Raw genomic sequence first — 14,386 nt, forward strand, 5'->3', positions numbered from 1 at the left:
GCCGGCGCGGGAAGAATACCCCCACCCACGGCGCTCCCAACCACCCCCCACTGCGTCACCCCAACCCCTTGCCTCACCCTCAGAATCCGCTATCCCTCACCTGCCCACCTGACGGAGCCCACCATGCCCAAGCGTCTCGAACTCATCATCGAAGCGGTGATCCTCACCTCGCGCTGGCTGCTGGTGCTGTTCTATCTCGGGCTGGCGGTGGCGCTGGCGGTCTATGCCGCGACTTTCGGGGTGAAGCTGTTCGACTTCGTCAGCCACGTCTTCACCATCGAGGAGTCCGATGCGATCCTGAAGATGCTCGGCCTGATCGACGCCGCCCTGGTCGCCAGCCTCGTCGTCATGGTGATCATCTCGGGCTACGAGAACTACGTCTCGCGCTTCGACGACGACGGAGCCGTGCACTGGCTGGGCGAGATCGACGCCGGTTCGCTCAAGATCAAGGTGGCTTCGACCATCGTCGCCATTTCGTCGATCCACCTGCTGCAGGTGTTCCTCAACGTCTCCAGCTACGCCACCGAGCAGTTGATGTGGTTCACCCTCATCCACTTGGCCTTCGTCGCCTCGGCGCTGTTCCTCGCCTTCATCGATCGGGTCTCGGCGCAGACCAAGACCATCGGCAAGGCGAGCCGCGCATTCGACGAAAACGCTGCAAAATCGTCTGAAACCTGACCGGCCGACGACAGCCTTTCTTCATTCCTCGTGCGCTGAAATCGCCATATCTTCCAGCCGTTTGGGGGCCCTGGCTGATTCATTTCGGCAATTGCCAAGGTTTGCGGGAACATTTCCCGCGGCTCCTGCGTTCTTGGGCCTATACGGTACTCAAACAAAGGAGCTTGATCATGGCTGCACCCGAACGCGATACCGTTTATTCGAGCGACGACACCACTCGCACGACGTACACTCGTGAATCCAGCGCCACTGGCTGGTTCGTGGGCATCATCGTAGCGCTGGCGTTGCTCGCCATCGGCTACCTGGTCTTCTCGGCCAATAGCGGCCCGTCGACGACGTCGACGACCGTGAACAATACGCCAGCGGTTGAAGCGCCCGCCACTCCGGCGCCCGCTCCGATGACCGAGGCTCCGGCCACAGGTACCGAAACCACTCCGATGGCTCCGGCCACCGAACCGGCTCCGGCCGCACCGGCTGAAACCGCCCCGGCGACTGAGGCACCGGCTCCGGCGACTGAGGCACCGGCCGCTCCCGCGGCCCAATAACTACGAACACTCAATAGACGTCATTCAGCTTCGGTCCTCCCCCGAAGCTGCCTTAAACCCCGGCAGCCCCCTGCCGGGGTTGTTTCATTGCTGGTCGTAGAAATTGCCGTAGAGCACCCGCATGTCGCGGTCGGGCTCGAAGTTCCCGCCAGCCGAACTGCGTGGCGCCGATCTTTTTTGCCTCGAGCGGGCAGAACGCGCCGGTCAGATCCGCTTAACCGGCTGTCTGAGGATGGTCTTGAACTTCCCTGGCGGCACCCAGCGCGGATCGGACAGGTAGATCTCGTGATGGTGGCCGGTTTCCTTCAGCCGGTTCGCCGGCAGGAACTCCTGGTGCAGCCGCGCGAGGGTGGGCCCTTCGTCATCGTAGCTGCCGATGTGCAGGGTCTGCACCGAGAGGCCCTCATGATAGCTGTCGAGCCGCAGGCCCGGCGGCGGCGAGCCAAGCTTCTTGCCGGCCTTGTCGACCGCCTTGTCGAACTGCGGCGCAGCAACGAAATCCGGCTGCAGGATCATGATCGTCCAGCGCCAATCGGCCTTGGTGCGCGTGATGAAGGTGGACATGTCGTCGGCCCACCACAGCGCCTCCAGCGGCCCGACCACATAATCCCTGGCCAGTTCCGCCTTGGCGGCGAACTTCATCGCGTAGCTCACCGAGAAGAGCCATGCGACGCCCGTCTGGTATGCCTCCGCAGTGTTCGGATCGCCCTCGCCGTCGAGCTGGACATATTGCAGCGGCGGCACGTCGATGATCTCGAACTTGCCCTGGCGCGCGCTATACAGCGCCTTGTGCTGCTTCTTCAGGTCGAGTTTTTCCATGTCACACCGGTGTCTGCGGTGCCTCGACCCGGTTCGTTTCCTTTGGCGACGACAATACGATCAGCGTCTCGGTCCGCTGCACGCCCGGCACTTCCTTCAGCACCTGGGCGAAGAAACCCTCGAGGTCGCGGGTCGTCTTCAGCCGCACCTTCATCAGGTAGTTCCACGACCCGGTGACGTGGTGCGCCTCCTGCACCTCCGGCACCTTGGCGATCGCCGCAAGGAAGCGCTTCTCCGTCGCCGGATCGCTCCAGCCGACAAACACAAAGGCGAGGAGATCGAGCCCCACCTTCTCGGGGTCGACGCGCGCGTGAAAGCCGCTGATCACCCCCAGCTTGATCAGCCGCCTGATGCGGTCGTTCAGCGTCGAGGGTGCGACGCCCAGCGTCTTGCCCAGTTCGGCGACCGGCACCCGGTCATCGTCCTGCAGCAGGCCCAGCAGCTTGTGATCGATTTCGTCGAGACCAGTCGCCATCGCCTCCAGACCTCCCTCGTAGCCCGGCACAACCTAACCACCGAGGCGAGAAAGGCAACCTTCCGCCCTGCGTGAACTTGTCATCCTTGCGCAGCCGGAAGGCGGTACCTAACTGCATGGGGAACCAGAAAAAGCCGGGAGAGAGCCATGTTCAACATCGACGGTATCATCAAGGCCCTGCAGACAGATCCCAACACGCAGCGCTCGGCGATGACGGGCGCTGCTGGGCTCGCGGCCGGCATGCTGTTGTCGGGCGGCGGGCTCGGTAAGTTGGTCGGCAACGCCGCCAAGCTTGGCGCCGTCGCGGCCGTGGGCGGTCTCGCATACACCGCCTGGCAGCAATACCAGAAGAACCAGCAGCAGGCCGGCGCCCCCGCCGATGGCGCCCCTGCCCCCTCGCAGGACGCGTTCGTGCCGCCGCCGCAGGCCGCCTACCAGAACGAGGAATTGGGCAAGACCCTGGTGCGCGCCATGATCGCCGCCGCCAAGGCCGACGGCCAGATCGATTCCGACGAGAAAGAGCGCATCTTCAAGCGGCTCGAAACCATGCCGCTGTCAGCGGAGGAAAAGGCCTTCGTCTTCGACGAACTGGCGAGCCCGCTCGATATCGAAGCCGTGGTTGCCCGCGCCGACACCCCCGAGCATGACTCCGAGATCTACGCGGCCTCACTCGTCGCCATGCAGCCTGACACCGCCAGCGAGCGAACCTACCTGGAAGCTCTGGCCTTCAAGCTGAAGCTCCCGCCCGGGCTGGTTGCCGAAATCCATCGCCAGGCCGGCCACACGCCGCCCGCCGCCCCGACGACTGCGAGTTCCGCCTCCTACGTGCCCAGCAGCAGCGTCTGAGTTACAAGGCTGTGCGTTCTTGCGCCCGCGAGCGCGCACGGCCATCTAGGGCGCTCATCCTGAGGATCGCGCCATGGAAATCGGACTCTACTCCTTCGCCGAGAACACGCCGGACCCCTTGAACGGCGGCCATCTGCAATCACCGGCCGACCGCCTCAAGGACCTGCTCGAGGAGATCAAGCTCGCCGACGAAGTTGGCCTCGATTTCTACGGCCTCGGCGAGCACCACCGCCCAGACTTCGTTGCCTCGGCTCCGGTCACTATCCTCGCGGCGGCAGCGGCCGTCACCAAGCGCATCCGGCTCTCAACCGCCGTCACGGTGCTCAGCTCCGACGATCCGATCCGCGTCTGGCAGCAATTCGCCACCTTGGACCTTCTGTCCAACGGCCGCGCCGAGATCATGGCCGGCCGGGGTTCGTTCATCGAGAGCTTCCCGCTCTTCGGCTACGAGCTCGACGACTACGACGCGCTGTTCGAAGAGAAGCTCGCCGAGCTGATCAAAATCCGCGAGGGCGGCAAGGTGCAGTGGGAGGGCTCGGAGCACACCAAGCCGATCCCCGGCATCGCCATCTATCCCAAGCCGATCCAGGAGCCCCTGCCGCTCTGGGTCGCCGTCGGCGGCACTCCCAACTCGGTCGCCCGCGCCGCGTATTACGGCCTGCCGCTGATGCTCGCCATCATTGGCGGCAACCCAGAGGCGTTCCGCCAGTTCACCGAACTCTACCGCCGCACCGCCGAAAAGGTTGGTCACGACGTCAAGAAGCTCCCGATCGGCATCTCCTCGCACGGCTTCATCGCCGAAAACTCGCAGGATGCCCTCGACACGGCTTTCCCCGCTCACCACGAGGCCATGAGCCGCATCGGCCGCGAACGCGGCTGGCCCCCGACCACCCGCGCCCAGTTCGAAGCCGGCGCCAGCCCATCGGGCGCCTACTTCATGGGCTCTCCGCAACAGGTCATCGACAAGATCCTGATGCAGCACGAATGGTTCGAGCACGACCGTTTCGGCCTCCAACTGAGCGTCGGCACCCTGCCCCATGCCAAGGTCATGAAGGCGATCGAGCTGTTCGGCACGGTGGTGAAACCGGCGGTGAACAAGGCGTTGGGGCAGTGACCAGACTCGCCTGCACGCCCCTGGAAGACCTCGGCAGACAAATGGTGCTGCCGCGGTCGTGCGGAATCTGTGGACACGTGTTGCCACCTTGAGGCATGTCACGCCGATGCTGACTTCGCCTCAAACCCCGGTATTTTACATCAACTTGGCCTCTCGCCCGGACCGCCGGGCGTTCATGGAGGAGCAGTTCGATCGGCTAGGTATCAAGGCCGAGCGCATCGAGGCCGTTCGGAGAGACGAGGTCCCCGCTGATCTGCTGGCCTTTCATGCGAGCCCCAGGTGCCTGTGGAGGAGCAATCCCGGCGATCTTGCATGTGGCCTCAGTCATGAACGAGCATGGACCCACATTATTGAAGCCGGCCACAGCGAGGCGGTGATCTTTGAGGACGACGCCGTCCTGACCCCGCCGATCCTCGACTTCCTTCCCCTGGGACTGCTTGGTCAGCTCGGGGCCGACATCATCAAGCTGGAAACGTTCCGAAAGAACGTGCAGCTCGGATCCGCGAGCACGCAGGTTGGGAACACGACCCTGCGCGAGCTCTGCTCCTCACAAATGGGCGCAGCTGCTTACCTGATCAGCCGCGATGCGCTACTGACGTCGCTCAACACCCCATTGCTCCGCGAACTCAGCGTCGATCGGCTTCTGTTTGGTCGGGGCGGTCCCCATCTGCTGCGCAGCCGCATCCTTCAGGCATGGCCGAGCCCCTGCATCCAGCTGAACCGCATCGATCCGGCTGCAGATGTTGGGGCGAGCGACATCCACTTGACGAGAGCTGCGTCCGTCAGGCGATGGTACCCGCAAGATATGGCCGCCCGCTTGCTGGTGCACTTTGACCACGCGGCGCGACTGCTGCGGTTGGCATTTCGCGATCCGGGCGCCGCGTTCGGCGGTCGTATCAGGGTTCCGTTCGTGGGCGACGGCACCAGCAGTTCGCCGGCGCCCGTTCCCCGCTGATCGATTTGTCGCCGTTGGCGGAACGTGACCGCCCATAGCAATGGAAAGGTACGAGATGCTTCCAGCTTTCTTCGTCAACATGGCGTCTCGGCCGGATCGGCTGCAGCATGTGGAACACCAGTTGAGTTCCTGCGGCATTACCGCCATACGCATCGAAGCCGTCACGCCCGCTGATTTTCCTGCGGAACTGGAAGAGCGCCGCCGTGCAGGGGTGGTCACCCTCAACGCTGGCGAGATCGCCTGCAGCCTCAGCCACCGAAAGATATGGCGCATGATGGTCGAGCGGAACATTCCGGCGGCCCTCATCCTGGAGGATGACGTGCTGCTGTCTGCCGACCTGAAGACGGTGCTCAGCGATCCTCATCTGTTCGACCATGCTCCAGACGCCATCCAGCTTGAAACCCACGCCACGGCGGCGCTCGTCGGCCGTGCGGTTGCCACCGCAGTGCCAGGGGTGACGCAGAACCGACTGATGTCATCCAGTCTCGGCACGGCTGCCTACGTCATCACCAGCCGGCTAGCGCAACGTCTACTGGCGCGGGGCGATCTGGACACGATGTCCGTTGATAGTCTGCTGTTCGGACGGCCCGGCGGACTATTCTATGAGGCCCGCATCTTCCAGGTCGTTCCGGCCCTTGCCATTCAGCTCGACCAGACGGCGGAAGGCAAGCGGAGCGTCGCTCAAAGCGATCTGACGGGCCAGCGGCCACCGCACCGGCCCACCGGGCCGATGCCGTTCCGCCTTCGCTTGAAGCGCTCGGCCAAGCATTGGGGGCACCACCTTCGCATCCTCACCACGTTCGGCGCGAGCGGTGATCTATGGGGAGCGCGTCACCTGCGCCTCCCGGTCGCCCAGGATCTCCAGCCCTTGCTTTAGCAACGGATCGCGCCGCCAACGCCGTCAACGAGTGTCATGGGCATCCAATGACCACCTTTCCCGCCGGGCAGATCCCCGTCTACTACATCAACCTTGCCAGCCGTCCGGACCGCCGGCAGTTCATGGAAGAGCAGTTCGAGCGCCTGGGCATCGTCGCCGAACGGGTGGACGCCGTGACGCCGGCCGAGGTCGCGGAGGCACTGACTCCGCACGGTGACCCCCACAATCCCTGGGCAATGGCACGCGTCGAGGTCGCTTGCGTGATGAGCCACGAGCGGGCCTGGCGGCGGATCGTGGACACCGGCGACGCGCACGCGCTGTTTCTCGAGGATGACGTTGTGATGACCGAGGGCCTCAAGAGCTTCCTCGACCCGGCGTTCAACGCCGATCTCGGCGCCGACGTCCTGAAGCTTGAGACAACCTATGAGAGCGTACGGGTGGGGCGTACCGTACGTGTCGTCGCCGGGCGCTTTGCCGTGGGCAAGCTGCTTGCTTCTCACATGGGCGCAGCCGCTTACGTTTTGTCCGCGGAGATGGCGCGCCGCAGCCTCGCGGATCCTGCGCTACAGCTGATGTCGGTGGACCGCTACCTGTTCTCGCGCGGCGGTCCGGTGATCCCGTCGCAGGGCCTGTACCAAGTGATCCCCGCCCCGACCGTGCAGCTCGAGCACTTCCGAGGCGGCAAACCCGGCAGCGCCGAGAGGAGCGATCTCAAGCCAGATCGTGATCGACATCGGGCCAACGTACCCCTCACGCTTGGCTATCGCTGGCGCGATTTTCTCGCTCGGGCGTCGTATACGCTGCGCCTAGCCGCTCACATCCTGCCCGACCCCGAAGCTCGCCGGCAGAAGCGCCGAGCCATCCCCTTCGACGGCGATGCGTAAGCGCCGCCCTACTTCCCGCTGCGCTTCAGTGTCTTGATCGGCAGGGGCGGCAGGCCGGATTTTTCGGCGATCAGGCGGTCCTGTTCCATGATGGCGCCGCGCGCCGCTTCGTCGCCATCGAGGCCGCCGAGCAGGCTTGCGTCTACCTTGCGGTTCGAGCGCTGGCTGCCGTCTTCGTAGACCACGTCGAAGAATACGAACTCGGTCCGGGCGGTGGGCTTCTTGGCCATTTCTGGAACTCCTGGTAAGCGGCATTGCCGGCTGCGCAAATCTGCGCACGCGGCGATGTCGCGGGGATAACGCTTCGGCGCCCGAATGGGCGCCGTCAGCTGGTTTCTGTCGCGTGAGGCAGGCCTCGCACGGCTATGGGCGGTAGATGCCCTCGCCCTGCTCGTCGATGATCTGGCGGCCCTTGGCGAGCGCGAAGCTGACCACGTCCTCCTTGGACGAGAAGCGGTCGGCGCGCACGAACTTGTAGCTCTTCAGCTCGCCGTCGACTTCCTTTTCGATCAGCCCGGCGAGCTGATACTCGCTGCCCACCGGCATGATCAGCGACTTCACGGTGAAGCCCTTGTAGGCCTCCTCTGCCACCACTGCCGGCTCGATCGACTTCGACGCCGATCCACCGCCGCCACCACCGAAGAGGTTCTTCCAGAACGACATTTGGCTGACCTCTCCTCAGTTGTCGAGGAAGCTGCGGAGCTTCCGGCTGCGGCTTGGGTGCTTGAGCTTGCGCAGCGCCTTGGCCTCGATCTGGCGGATGCGTTCGCGCGTCACGCTGAACTGCTGACCCACTTCTTCGAGCGTATGGTCGGTGTTCATGCCGATGCCGAAGCGCATGCGAAGGACGCGCTCCTCACGCGGCGTCAGCGACGCCAGCACGCGGGTCGTGGTCTCACGCAGGTTCGACTGGATGGCCGCATCGATCGGCTGGATGGCGTTCGAATCCGGGATGAAATCGCCGAGGTTCGAATCCTCTTCGTCGCCGATCGGCGTTTCGAGGCTGATCGGCTCCTTGGCGATCTTCAGGACCTTGCGGACCTTGTCCAAGGGCATCTGCAGCTTCTCGCTGAGCTCCTCGGGGGTCGGCTCGCGGCCGATCTCGTGCAGCATCTGGCGCGAGGTGCGGACGATCTTGTTGATCGTCTCGATCATGTGCACCGGGATGCGTATGGTGCGGGCCTGGTCGGCGATCGAGCGGGTGATCGCCTGCCGGATCCACCAGGTCGCATACGTCGAGAACTTGTAGCCCCGGCGATACTCGAACTTGTCGACCGCCTTCATCAGGCCGATATTGCCTTCCTGAATGAGATCAAGGAACTGCAGGCCGCGGTTCGTGTACTTCTTGGCAATCGAGATCACCAGGCGAAGGTTGGCTTCCACCATCTCCTTCTTGGCGATGGCGGCTTCGCGTTCGCCCTTCTGCACCTTGTGGACGATCCGGCGGTACTCGGCGATATCGAGGCCGGTTTCCGTCGCCAGCGTCTGGATGTCGCCGCGCAACTCGTTCGCCGTGTCGACTTCGCGCTTGGCGAATTCCGCCCAGCCCTTGCCCGACAGCGTCGAAACCGTGGTCACCCAGTTCTGGTCGAGCTCGCTGCCATAATAGGCCTCGAGGAAGCTCTCGCGCTTCACGCCATAGCTCTCGGCGAGGCGCAGCAGGCGGCCCTCGAGACGCACCAGGCGCTTGTTGATGTCGTAAAGCTGCTCGACGAGGCTCTCGATACGGCTCTGGTTCAGCGACAGCGACTTCACGTCGGTGATCACTTCCGAGCGCAGGCCCTCGAGCTTCTTGAGGTCGGCGGCGGTCGCCGGCGCGTTGCCGGCCATGCGATCTTCGGTGTGCCGGTCCTGCATCTTGCGCATCTTGCCATAGGCATCGGCGATGCGATCGAAGGTCTCGACCACCTGCGGCTTCAGCTCGGCTTCCATCGCCGAAAGCGACAGCGAGTTCTCGAAGTCGTCGTCCTCGTCCTCGACCGGATCCTGGGGCGCCTGCGGCTCCTCGGGAACGTAGTCGTCCTCGTCGTCGCCGCCTGAACGGGCGCGCGGAGCGGGCTTGGCGGCCGGCTTCGGCTCTTCCCTGACCGACGACGGACGCTCGATCTCCGACGGCATCACGGGGGCCGCCTGCTTGGCGTCGGGGCCGGCGTAGGTGGCTTCGAGGTCGATGATGTCGCGCAGTAGGATTTCGGCGTTGGCGAGCTGGTCGCGCCAGATGATGATGGCCTGGAAGGTCAGCGGGCTCTCGCAGAGGCCCTCGATCATCGTCTCGCGGCCGGCTTCGATGCGCTTGGCGATGGCGATTTCGCCCTCGCGGCTGAGCAGTTCCACCGAGCCCATTTCGCGCAGGTACATGCGCACCGGATCATCGGTGCGGTCGCTGCCTTCGCGGGTGTTGGACTTCGATGCGACGGCCGTGCCGGTGCGTTCGGCGAGCTCGGTCGATTCCTCTTCCGGGGTATCGGGCTCGGCCTCTTCGACCTCGTCTTCGTCGACGACGTTAATGCCCATGTCCGAGAACATCGCCATGATGTCCTCGATCTGCTCGGAGTTGACCTCCTCCGAGGGCAGAACGGCGTTCAGCTCTTCATAGGTGACGTAGCCGCGCTTCTTGGCGGTCTTGATCAGCTTCTTTACGGCGGCATCGGATAGGTCGAGCAGCGGGCTATCTGGCGCCTCGCCACCGGCTGCACCGGCAACTTCCGGCTTTTCTGCGTCTTTGGGTTTGGTCTGGGTTGCTGCCTTGGTGGCCATCTAGCTTGCTGCTCCGGGGGCCCGATCGGGAGGGCGCCGATAGTCGTTAAGTGGTCACGGCTTGAGACATCGTAAAGGGAACGGCTGGCGCGACGGTTTCCGATATGCCGTCACTTGTTCGTCACCGGTAACTGATTCGCCCATAAGCGAAATCGCGCGTACTCGCAGCTTTTCTAAAAGCTCCGTGTCGCGCGCCCCGATAACGAACCAAACCCTTCGATCAATGCCTCTGTGCCATCGACGGTGGTGATCTGGTTCTGGATGTCCCGCAGCCGTTCGAATGTTTCCTCGCTCGGGTCGTCGCCCAGCGCCAATTCGGCTGCCTTCAGGGCCTTATTTAGCTCAACGGATTTGTAATGCAAGGCCAGGGCATGAGCTAATCCGATCTCGGCGTCCGGATCGGCGATCTCAACCGCGGTCTGCCATACCCCCTGACGGGCCAGTAAATCCCGCATTTTCTCGATCGCATCGCCGAACCCGCGCACCCCCAAAGCAGCATTTAGCGCCTCGGCACTGATTTCGTGATCGCGGGTAACGAGGTCGAGCATCGCCCCCAACAGGTTCCGCGACAGCGGCGAGGACAGCTCCAGCGACGCAAGTGATTCGAGCCGGCTGTCCGCCAGCGCCGGATGGTTGACCAGCGTGAGCAGGATTGCCGCCTCGCGCGGCGTCGCGTCGAGCCCCCTGCCCGGCTTCAGCAGCCGCGAGTTCCTCAGCGTATCCGACACCACCACTCGCGGGCTACCACGCCCCGCATACTGGTTGCCGCCGGCTCGCGGATTGCGCCGCTCGTAACCACCGCGCTGACCGTTATTGTCCCGCCGCTCCCAGCGCTGGTTGCGCACCGGCGCGAAGAAAGCCTGCAGCTTCTCGTCGAACGCCTGCATGTAGTGCCGCTTCACCGATGCCTCGCCGATGGCGTTGGCCCGCGCCTTGAGTCGCGCTTCGAGCGCCGCTCGCGCCTCCGGCGTCTCAGGCACGATCCCGCCGGTTTCGATGCTCCAGATCACGTCAGAGAGCGAGCGCGCCCGTTCGATCACGTCGGCGAACGCGCCGCGTCCCTCGGCCTTGATCAGGTCGTCCGGGTCCTGTCCTTCCGGCAAGGTCGCGATCCGCACCGTCCGGCCCGGCTGCAGGTGCGGCAAGACGATCTCGGTCGCCCGCGCCGCGGCCCGCTGCCCTGCCCCATCGCCGTCGAAGCACAGCACTGGCTCGTCGCTCATCCGCCACAGCAGCTGCAGATGCTCCTCGGTCAGCGCCGTACCGAGCGGCGCCACCGTGCCCTCGAAGCCCGCCGTCACCGCCGCGATCACGTCGAGATAGCCCTCGACCACGATTACCGACTTGCCAGCCCGCGCCGCCTCCCGAGCCGTCTGGCCGTTGTAGAGCGTCATCCGCTTTTTGAAGAGTTCGGTCTCGGGCGAGTTGAGGTACTTGGCCGGCACATCCGACGACATCGCCCGGCCGCCAAAGGCGATGACCTTGCCGCGGAAATCGGTGATCGGGAACATCACCCGGTTGCGGAACCGGTCGTAGGGTAGCGGCGACTCCTCGCGCACCACCACGAGCCCCGCATCCACCATCTCCTGCGCCGACACCCCGTTGGCCGCGAGGTGCTCCTTCAGCCCGTTGGCGCTGTCGGGCGAATAGCCGAGCCGGAACCTCGTCTGCGCCGCCGCGCTCACCCCTCGCTCGTTGAGATAGCCGCGGGCCCGCGCCCCGATATTGTGGCTCAGCGCTGCCTCGAAATACTGGGTGGCGATCTCCATCACATCGTAGAGAGTCCGCCGGCTTTCCTGCCGCGCCTCGTCGCGCTCGTCGCGGGCCGGCATCGGCACCCCGGCCATCCCGGCGAGCTTTTCCACCGCCTCGGGAAAGCTCATCCCGGCCTTCTCGGTCAGGAACCGGAAGTGATCCCCCGACACCCCGCAGCCGAAACAGTGATAGATGCCGCGCCGGTCGTCGGCATGAAAACTCGGGCTCTTTTCGCCATGGAACGGGCAGCAGGCCCACATATCGCCGCGCTGCGGCTGGCTCTTGCGCTTGTCCCAGATGACGTGCTCGCCCACCACCTGCGAGATCGGCAGGCGCTGCCGGATCTCATCGAGGAAGCCGTCGGAAAAGCGCATGGCCGATAAGTAAGCGCTGACTTACGCAAAAGCCACGGGTCGCCGCTGCCTTATCCCCGCTCACCAGAGCGCAACCTCGCTGCGCCAGGGTCGTTGATAGTCGAACAACACCGGGTCACCGCCATGGCTTCCATCGCCGCCGCCTCGGAGCATCCCAGCGCCTTCCAGCGCTGGAAGGAGATCGTTTTCGGCACGCTGAAGTCCTACTTCACCGATCCGGACACCTCGCCGCGCTGCGCTGCCGCGGCCTTCTTCGGCTTCTTGTCCTTCTTTCCAGCCATCGCCACGATCGCCTTGATCTACGGCATCGTCGCTGACCGTGCGCTGGTGGTCGAGACCATCGACAGCGTCCGCTACCTCGTCCCAGACATGGCGCTCGACATCGCTGCCGAGCAGCTGAAACTCCTCGCCGCCCAGCCGCCCACCACGCTCGGCTTGGGCCTGCTCATCTCGATTCCGTTGACCCTGTGGAGCAGTTCGCGCGGTGTGGACGCACTACTTTTCGCCATGTCACGCGTGCGGCGGGAGCGCGGCAAGCGCAGTTTCCTGACGTCCCTCTTCTATGCGGTGAGCCTCAGCATTGGCGGCGGCATCTTCATCGTGCTCGCCCTTCTGACGGTGGCGGGGCTGCCCGCCCTGATCCCGTGGCCGTCAGGTGAGGAGATCATCGTCCTGATGCTGCGCTGGCCGTTCATGCTGGTCCTTAGCGTGCTCGTCCTCGCCTGCCTCTACCGCTGGGGTCCCGACCGGCATCCACGCCAGTTCCGCTTCATCTGGCCGGGCGCGATTCTCGCTTCGATGTTGTGGTTGCTCGCGGGCGCGATCTTTTCGATCTACGTCGAGAACTGGGGCAATTACGAAGCAACCTTCGGCTCGGTATCGGCTGCGGTCGTGCTGTTGCTCTGGCTCTACAACTCAGCGCAAATTCTCGTCCTCGGCGCCGCCTTCAACGCCGAGATCGAGCTTCACGCATCCAAGCGACCGGACGTCGGGACCCGCTGACCGGTCACGCCAGCTTGCTGTCGATGCCCCGTAGCTGCCAGGCGATATAGAGCTGGAACAGCCCATAGAGGATCATCAGCACCCCGACGATACTGACCAGCACCAGCGCACTGGTAAGCGGCATCGCCAGGAGCAGCACGCCGAACAGCAGGTAGGCGCAGGCGCTCAGCACTTCCGGCCAGAACGTGCCTTGCCGCAGCAGCTCGCGCCCGGCGACCGTCACATAGAGAGCGAACGCTCCGACAAGGATGATCATGATCCCCACCAGGATCACCAGGGTCGAGATGCCGATCGCCGAGGCGATCACCGGGAACGCCACGATCAGGATGCCGGCGAGGATCGCGAGGATGTGCCGCGCGATCGCCACGCCGAGGCGCGTGCTGGTGCGGCCGCCGAACAGCAGGCCCCAGATGCCGAGCACCCCGTCGATGATGACGATGACGCCGCCCACCCACACCAGCGTCGCGAGCGCCAGTTGCGGCGAGAACAATGCGAACAGTCCGCCCGCCAGCATCAGGACGCCGCGGACGCCTGCGAAAATGCTCGGCCAGGGTAAGGTGCTTTCGGCTGCCATTCTGTCCTCCTCGAGATCACACAGGGTTGCTCTTGGTCGCATTCGCCGATTTGTTCATCCGCCATGCCAGACCGAACAGGCCGAAGGCGAAGATGATGGCGAGGATGCCCGCCAGCGTCACGAATACCAGCGCGCTGAACACCGGCCAGAACAGCAGCGCGATGCCGAACAGCACGTACAGCGCTCCGGACAGTAGCACCGGCCAGATGCGCGCATATTGCTCGCGCTCGCGGATGATTACCCAAATCTCCATGACGCCGACGAAGATCGACTGGAAAGCGACGAGATAGACGAGGAACGTCGCCGTCAGCAGCGTCGCAAGGAACGGCGACAGCAGGATCAGCACGCCGGTGATGATGGCCAGCACGTTGCGCACCACGTCGAACCAGAAGTTGCCGGTCTTGGCGCCTCCGAAGGTCAGGCTCCACAGCCCCAGCACCCCGTCGATGAGCAATAGTGCACCGCCGGCAATCACAAGTACCTGCAGGGCCGGCCCTGGGAAAAACACCGCATAGAGCCCCGCTAGCAACATCAGCAGGCCGCGTAGCCCGGTGATCCACGCCGATCTCTTCTTGGTGTCACTTGATACGGCCATCGGTCCGCCTCCAATGTTGTTGCCAAATTGGAGGTTAGCTGTTTTTGCGCCTTCGCCAAGTGCTCAGTCGGGCTTTGGCACCGGATGCTCATCCAAAGCTTGCGTCCGGCGAACCGACATGGTCTGAACCCAGCGG

General features: G+C 64.3%; 16 protein-coding genes. 8 read left to right on the forward strand and 8 right to left on the reverse strand.

Translation table 11 applies throughout. From position 1 onward, the window contains the following. Positions 1–123: 123 nt before the first annotated feature. Positions 124–678 (forward strand): TIGR00645 family protein, encoded by a 555-nt coding sequence (locus AC1DYL_RS00640; protein WP_477171674.1) that lies wholly within the window; start codon positions 124–126, stop codon positions 676–678. Between the two features lie 170 nt (positions 679–848). Then, positions 849–1,223: a hypothetical protein gene (locus tag AC1DYL_RS00645; protein ID WP_477156687.1), complete on the forward strand. Its 375-nt coding sequence runs from the start codon at positions 849–851 to the stop codon at positions 1,221–1,223. A gap of 204 nt (positions 1,224–1,427) precedes the next feature. Here the strand turns inward: AC1DYL_RS00645 and AC1DYL_RS00650 are convergent, their stop codons facing one another. Together AC1DYL_RS00650 and AC1DYL_RS00655 are read right to left on the reverse strand one after the other, a co-directional pair. Beyond that, positions 1,428–2,042 (reverse strand): GyrI-like domain-containing protein, encoded by a 615-nt coding sequence (locus tag AC1DYL_RS00650; protein WP_477171675.1) that lies wholly within the window; start codon positions 2,040–2,042, stop codon positions 1,428–1,430. Between the two features lies 1 nt (position 2,043). Beyond that, entirely contained in the window at positions 2,044–2,517 is a 474-nt protein-coding gene (locus AC1DYL_RS00655; protein ID WP_477148937.1) for an Lrp/AsnC family transcriptional regulator, read from the reverse strand. 147 nt (positions 2,518–2,664) lie between these two features. Between AC1DYL_RS00655 and AC1DYL_RS00660 the strand changes: the two genes are divergently transcribed. The 5 genes from AC1DYL_RS00660 (at position 2,665) to AC1DYL_RS00680 (ending at position 7,193) form a co-directional block, all read left to right on the forward strand. Next, entirely contained in the window at positions 2,665–3,363 is a 699-nt protein-coding gene (locus AC1DYL_RS00660) for a tellurite resistance TerB family protein (protein WP_477171676.1), read from the forward strand. A 73-nt stretch (positions 3,364–3,436) separates the two neighbouring features. Beyond that, complete coding sequence (locus tag AC1DYL_RS00665; RefSeq protein WP_477171677.1) at positions 3,437–4,477, forward strand: LLM class flavin-dependent oxidoreductase; 1,041 nt, start codon at positions 3,437–3,439, stop codon at positions 4,475–4,477. Between the two features lie 106 nt (positions 4,478–4,583). Continuing rightward, positions 4,584–5,432, forward strand: a complete 849-nt coding sequence (locus AC1DYL_RS00670) for a glycosyltransferase family 25 protein (RefSeq protein ID WP_477171678.1) — start codon at positions 4,584–4,586, stop codon at positions 5,430–5,432. A gap of 55 nt (positions 5,433–5,487) precedes the next feature. After that, positions 5,488–6,309, forward strand: a complete 822-nt coding sequence (locus AC1DYL_RS00675; protein ID WP_477171679.1) for a glycosyltransferase family 25 protein — start codon at positions 5,488–5,490, stop codon at positions 6,307–6,309. Positions 6,310–6,356: 47 nt separating this feature from the next. Next, positions 6,357–7,193 carry a glycosyltransferase family 25 protein gene (locus AC1DYL_RS00680; RefSeq protein WP_477171680.1) on the forward strand — a complete coding sequence of 279 codons (837 nt, stop codon included), beginning with the start codon at positions 6,357–6,359 and terminating at the stop codon, positions 7,191–7,193. 8 nt (positions 7,194–7,201) lie between these two features. On the opposite strand, the gene AC1DYL_RS00685 is transcribed toward AC1DYL_RS00680, so the two are convergent. From AC1DYL_RS00685 to dnaG, 4 genes are all read right to left on the reverse strand, one after another. Next, positions 7,202–7,423 carry a hypothetical protein gene (locus AC1DYL_RS00685; RefSeq protein WP_477148931.1) on the reverse strand — a complete coding sequence of 74 codons (222 nt, stop codon included), beginning with the start codon at positions 7,421–7,423 and terminating at the stop codon, positions 7,202–7,204. A gap of 133 nt (positions 7,424–7,556) precedes the next feature. Then, a complete protein-coding gene (locus tag AC1DYL_RS00690; RefSeq protein ID WP_477148930.1) occupies positions 7,557–7,856 on the reverse strand; it encodes an HlyU family transcriptional regulator in 300 nt (99 codons plus the stop codon). A gap of 15 nt (positions 7,857–7,871) precedes the next feature. Then, positions 7,872–9,950 (reverse strand): RNA polymerase sigma factor RpoD, encoded by a 2,079-nt coding sequence (rpoD, locus tag AC1DYL_RS00695; RefSeq protein WP_477156680.1) that lies wholly within the window; start codon positions 9,948–9,950, stop codon positions 7,872–7,874. 173 nt (positions 9,951–10,123) lie between these two features. Beyond that, entirely contained in the window at positions 10,124–12,079 is a 1,956-nt protein-coding gene (dnaG, locus tag AC1DYL_RS00700) for a DNA primase (protein ID WP_477171681.1), read from the reverse strand. A 123-nt stretch (positions 12,080–12,202) separates the two neighbouring features. Here dnaG and AC1DYL_RS00705 point away from each other — a divergent pair, with 123 nt between their 5' ends. Next, entirely contained in the window at positions 12,203–13,081 is an 879-nt protein-coding gene (locus tag AC1DYL_RS00705; RefSeq protein WP_477171682.1) for a YihY/virulence factor BrkB family protein, read from the forward strand. A gap of 4 nt (positions 13,082–13,085) precedes the next feature. Here the strand turns inward: AC1DYL_RS00705 and AC1DYL_RS00710 are convergent, their stop codons facing one another. Together AC1DYL_RS00710 and AC1DYL_RS00715 are read right to left on the reverse strand one after the other, a co-directional pair. Further along, positions 13,086–13,655, reverse strand: coding sequence for an HdeD family acid-resistance protein (locus tag AC1DYL_RS00710; protein ID WP_477171683.1), 570 nt, complete (start codon positions 13,653–13,655; stop codon positions 13,086–13,088). Positions 13,656–13,671: 16 nt separating this feature from the next. Continuing rightward, positions 13,672–14,250, reverse strand: coding sequence for an HdeD family acid-resistance protein (locus AC1DYL_RS00715; protein ID WP_477171684.1), 579 nt, complete (start codon positions 14,248–14,250; stop codon positions 13,672–13,674). Positions 14,251–14,386 lie beyond the last annotated feature (136 nt).

The sequence above is a fragment of the Devosia sp. P1_H9 genome (assembly GCF_056405135.1).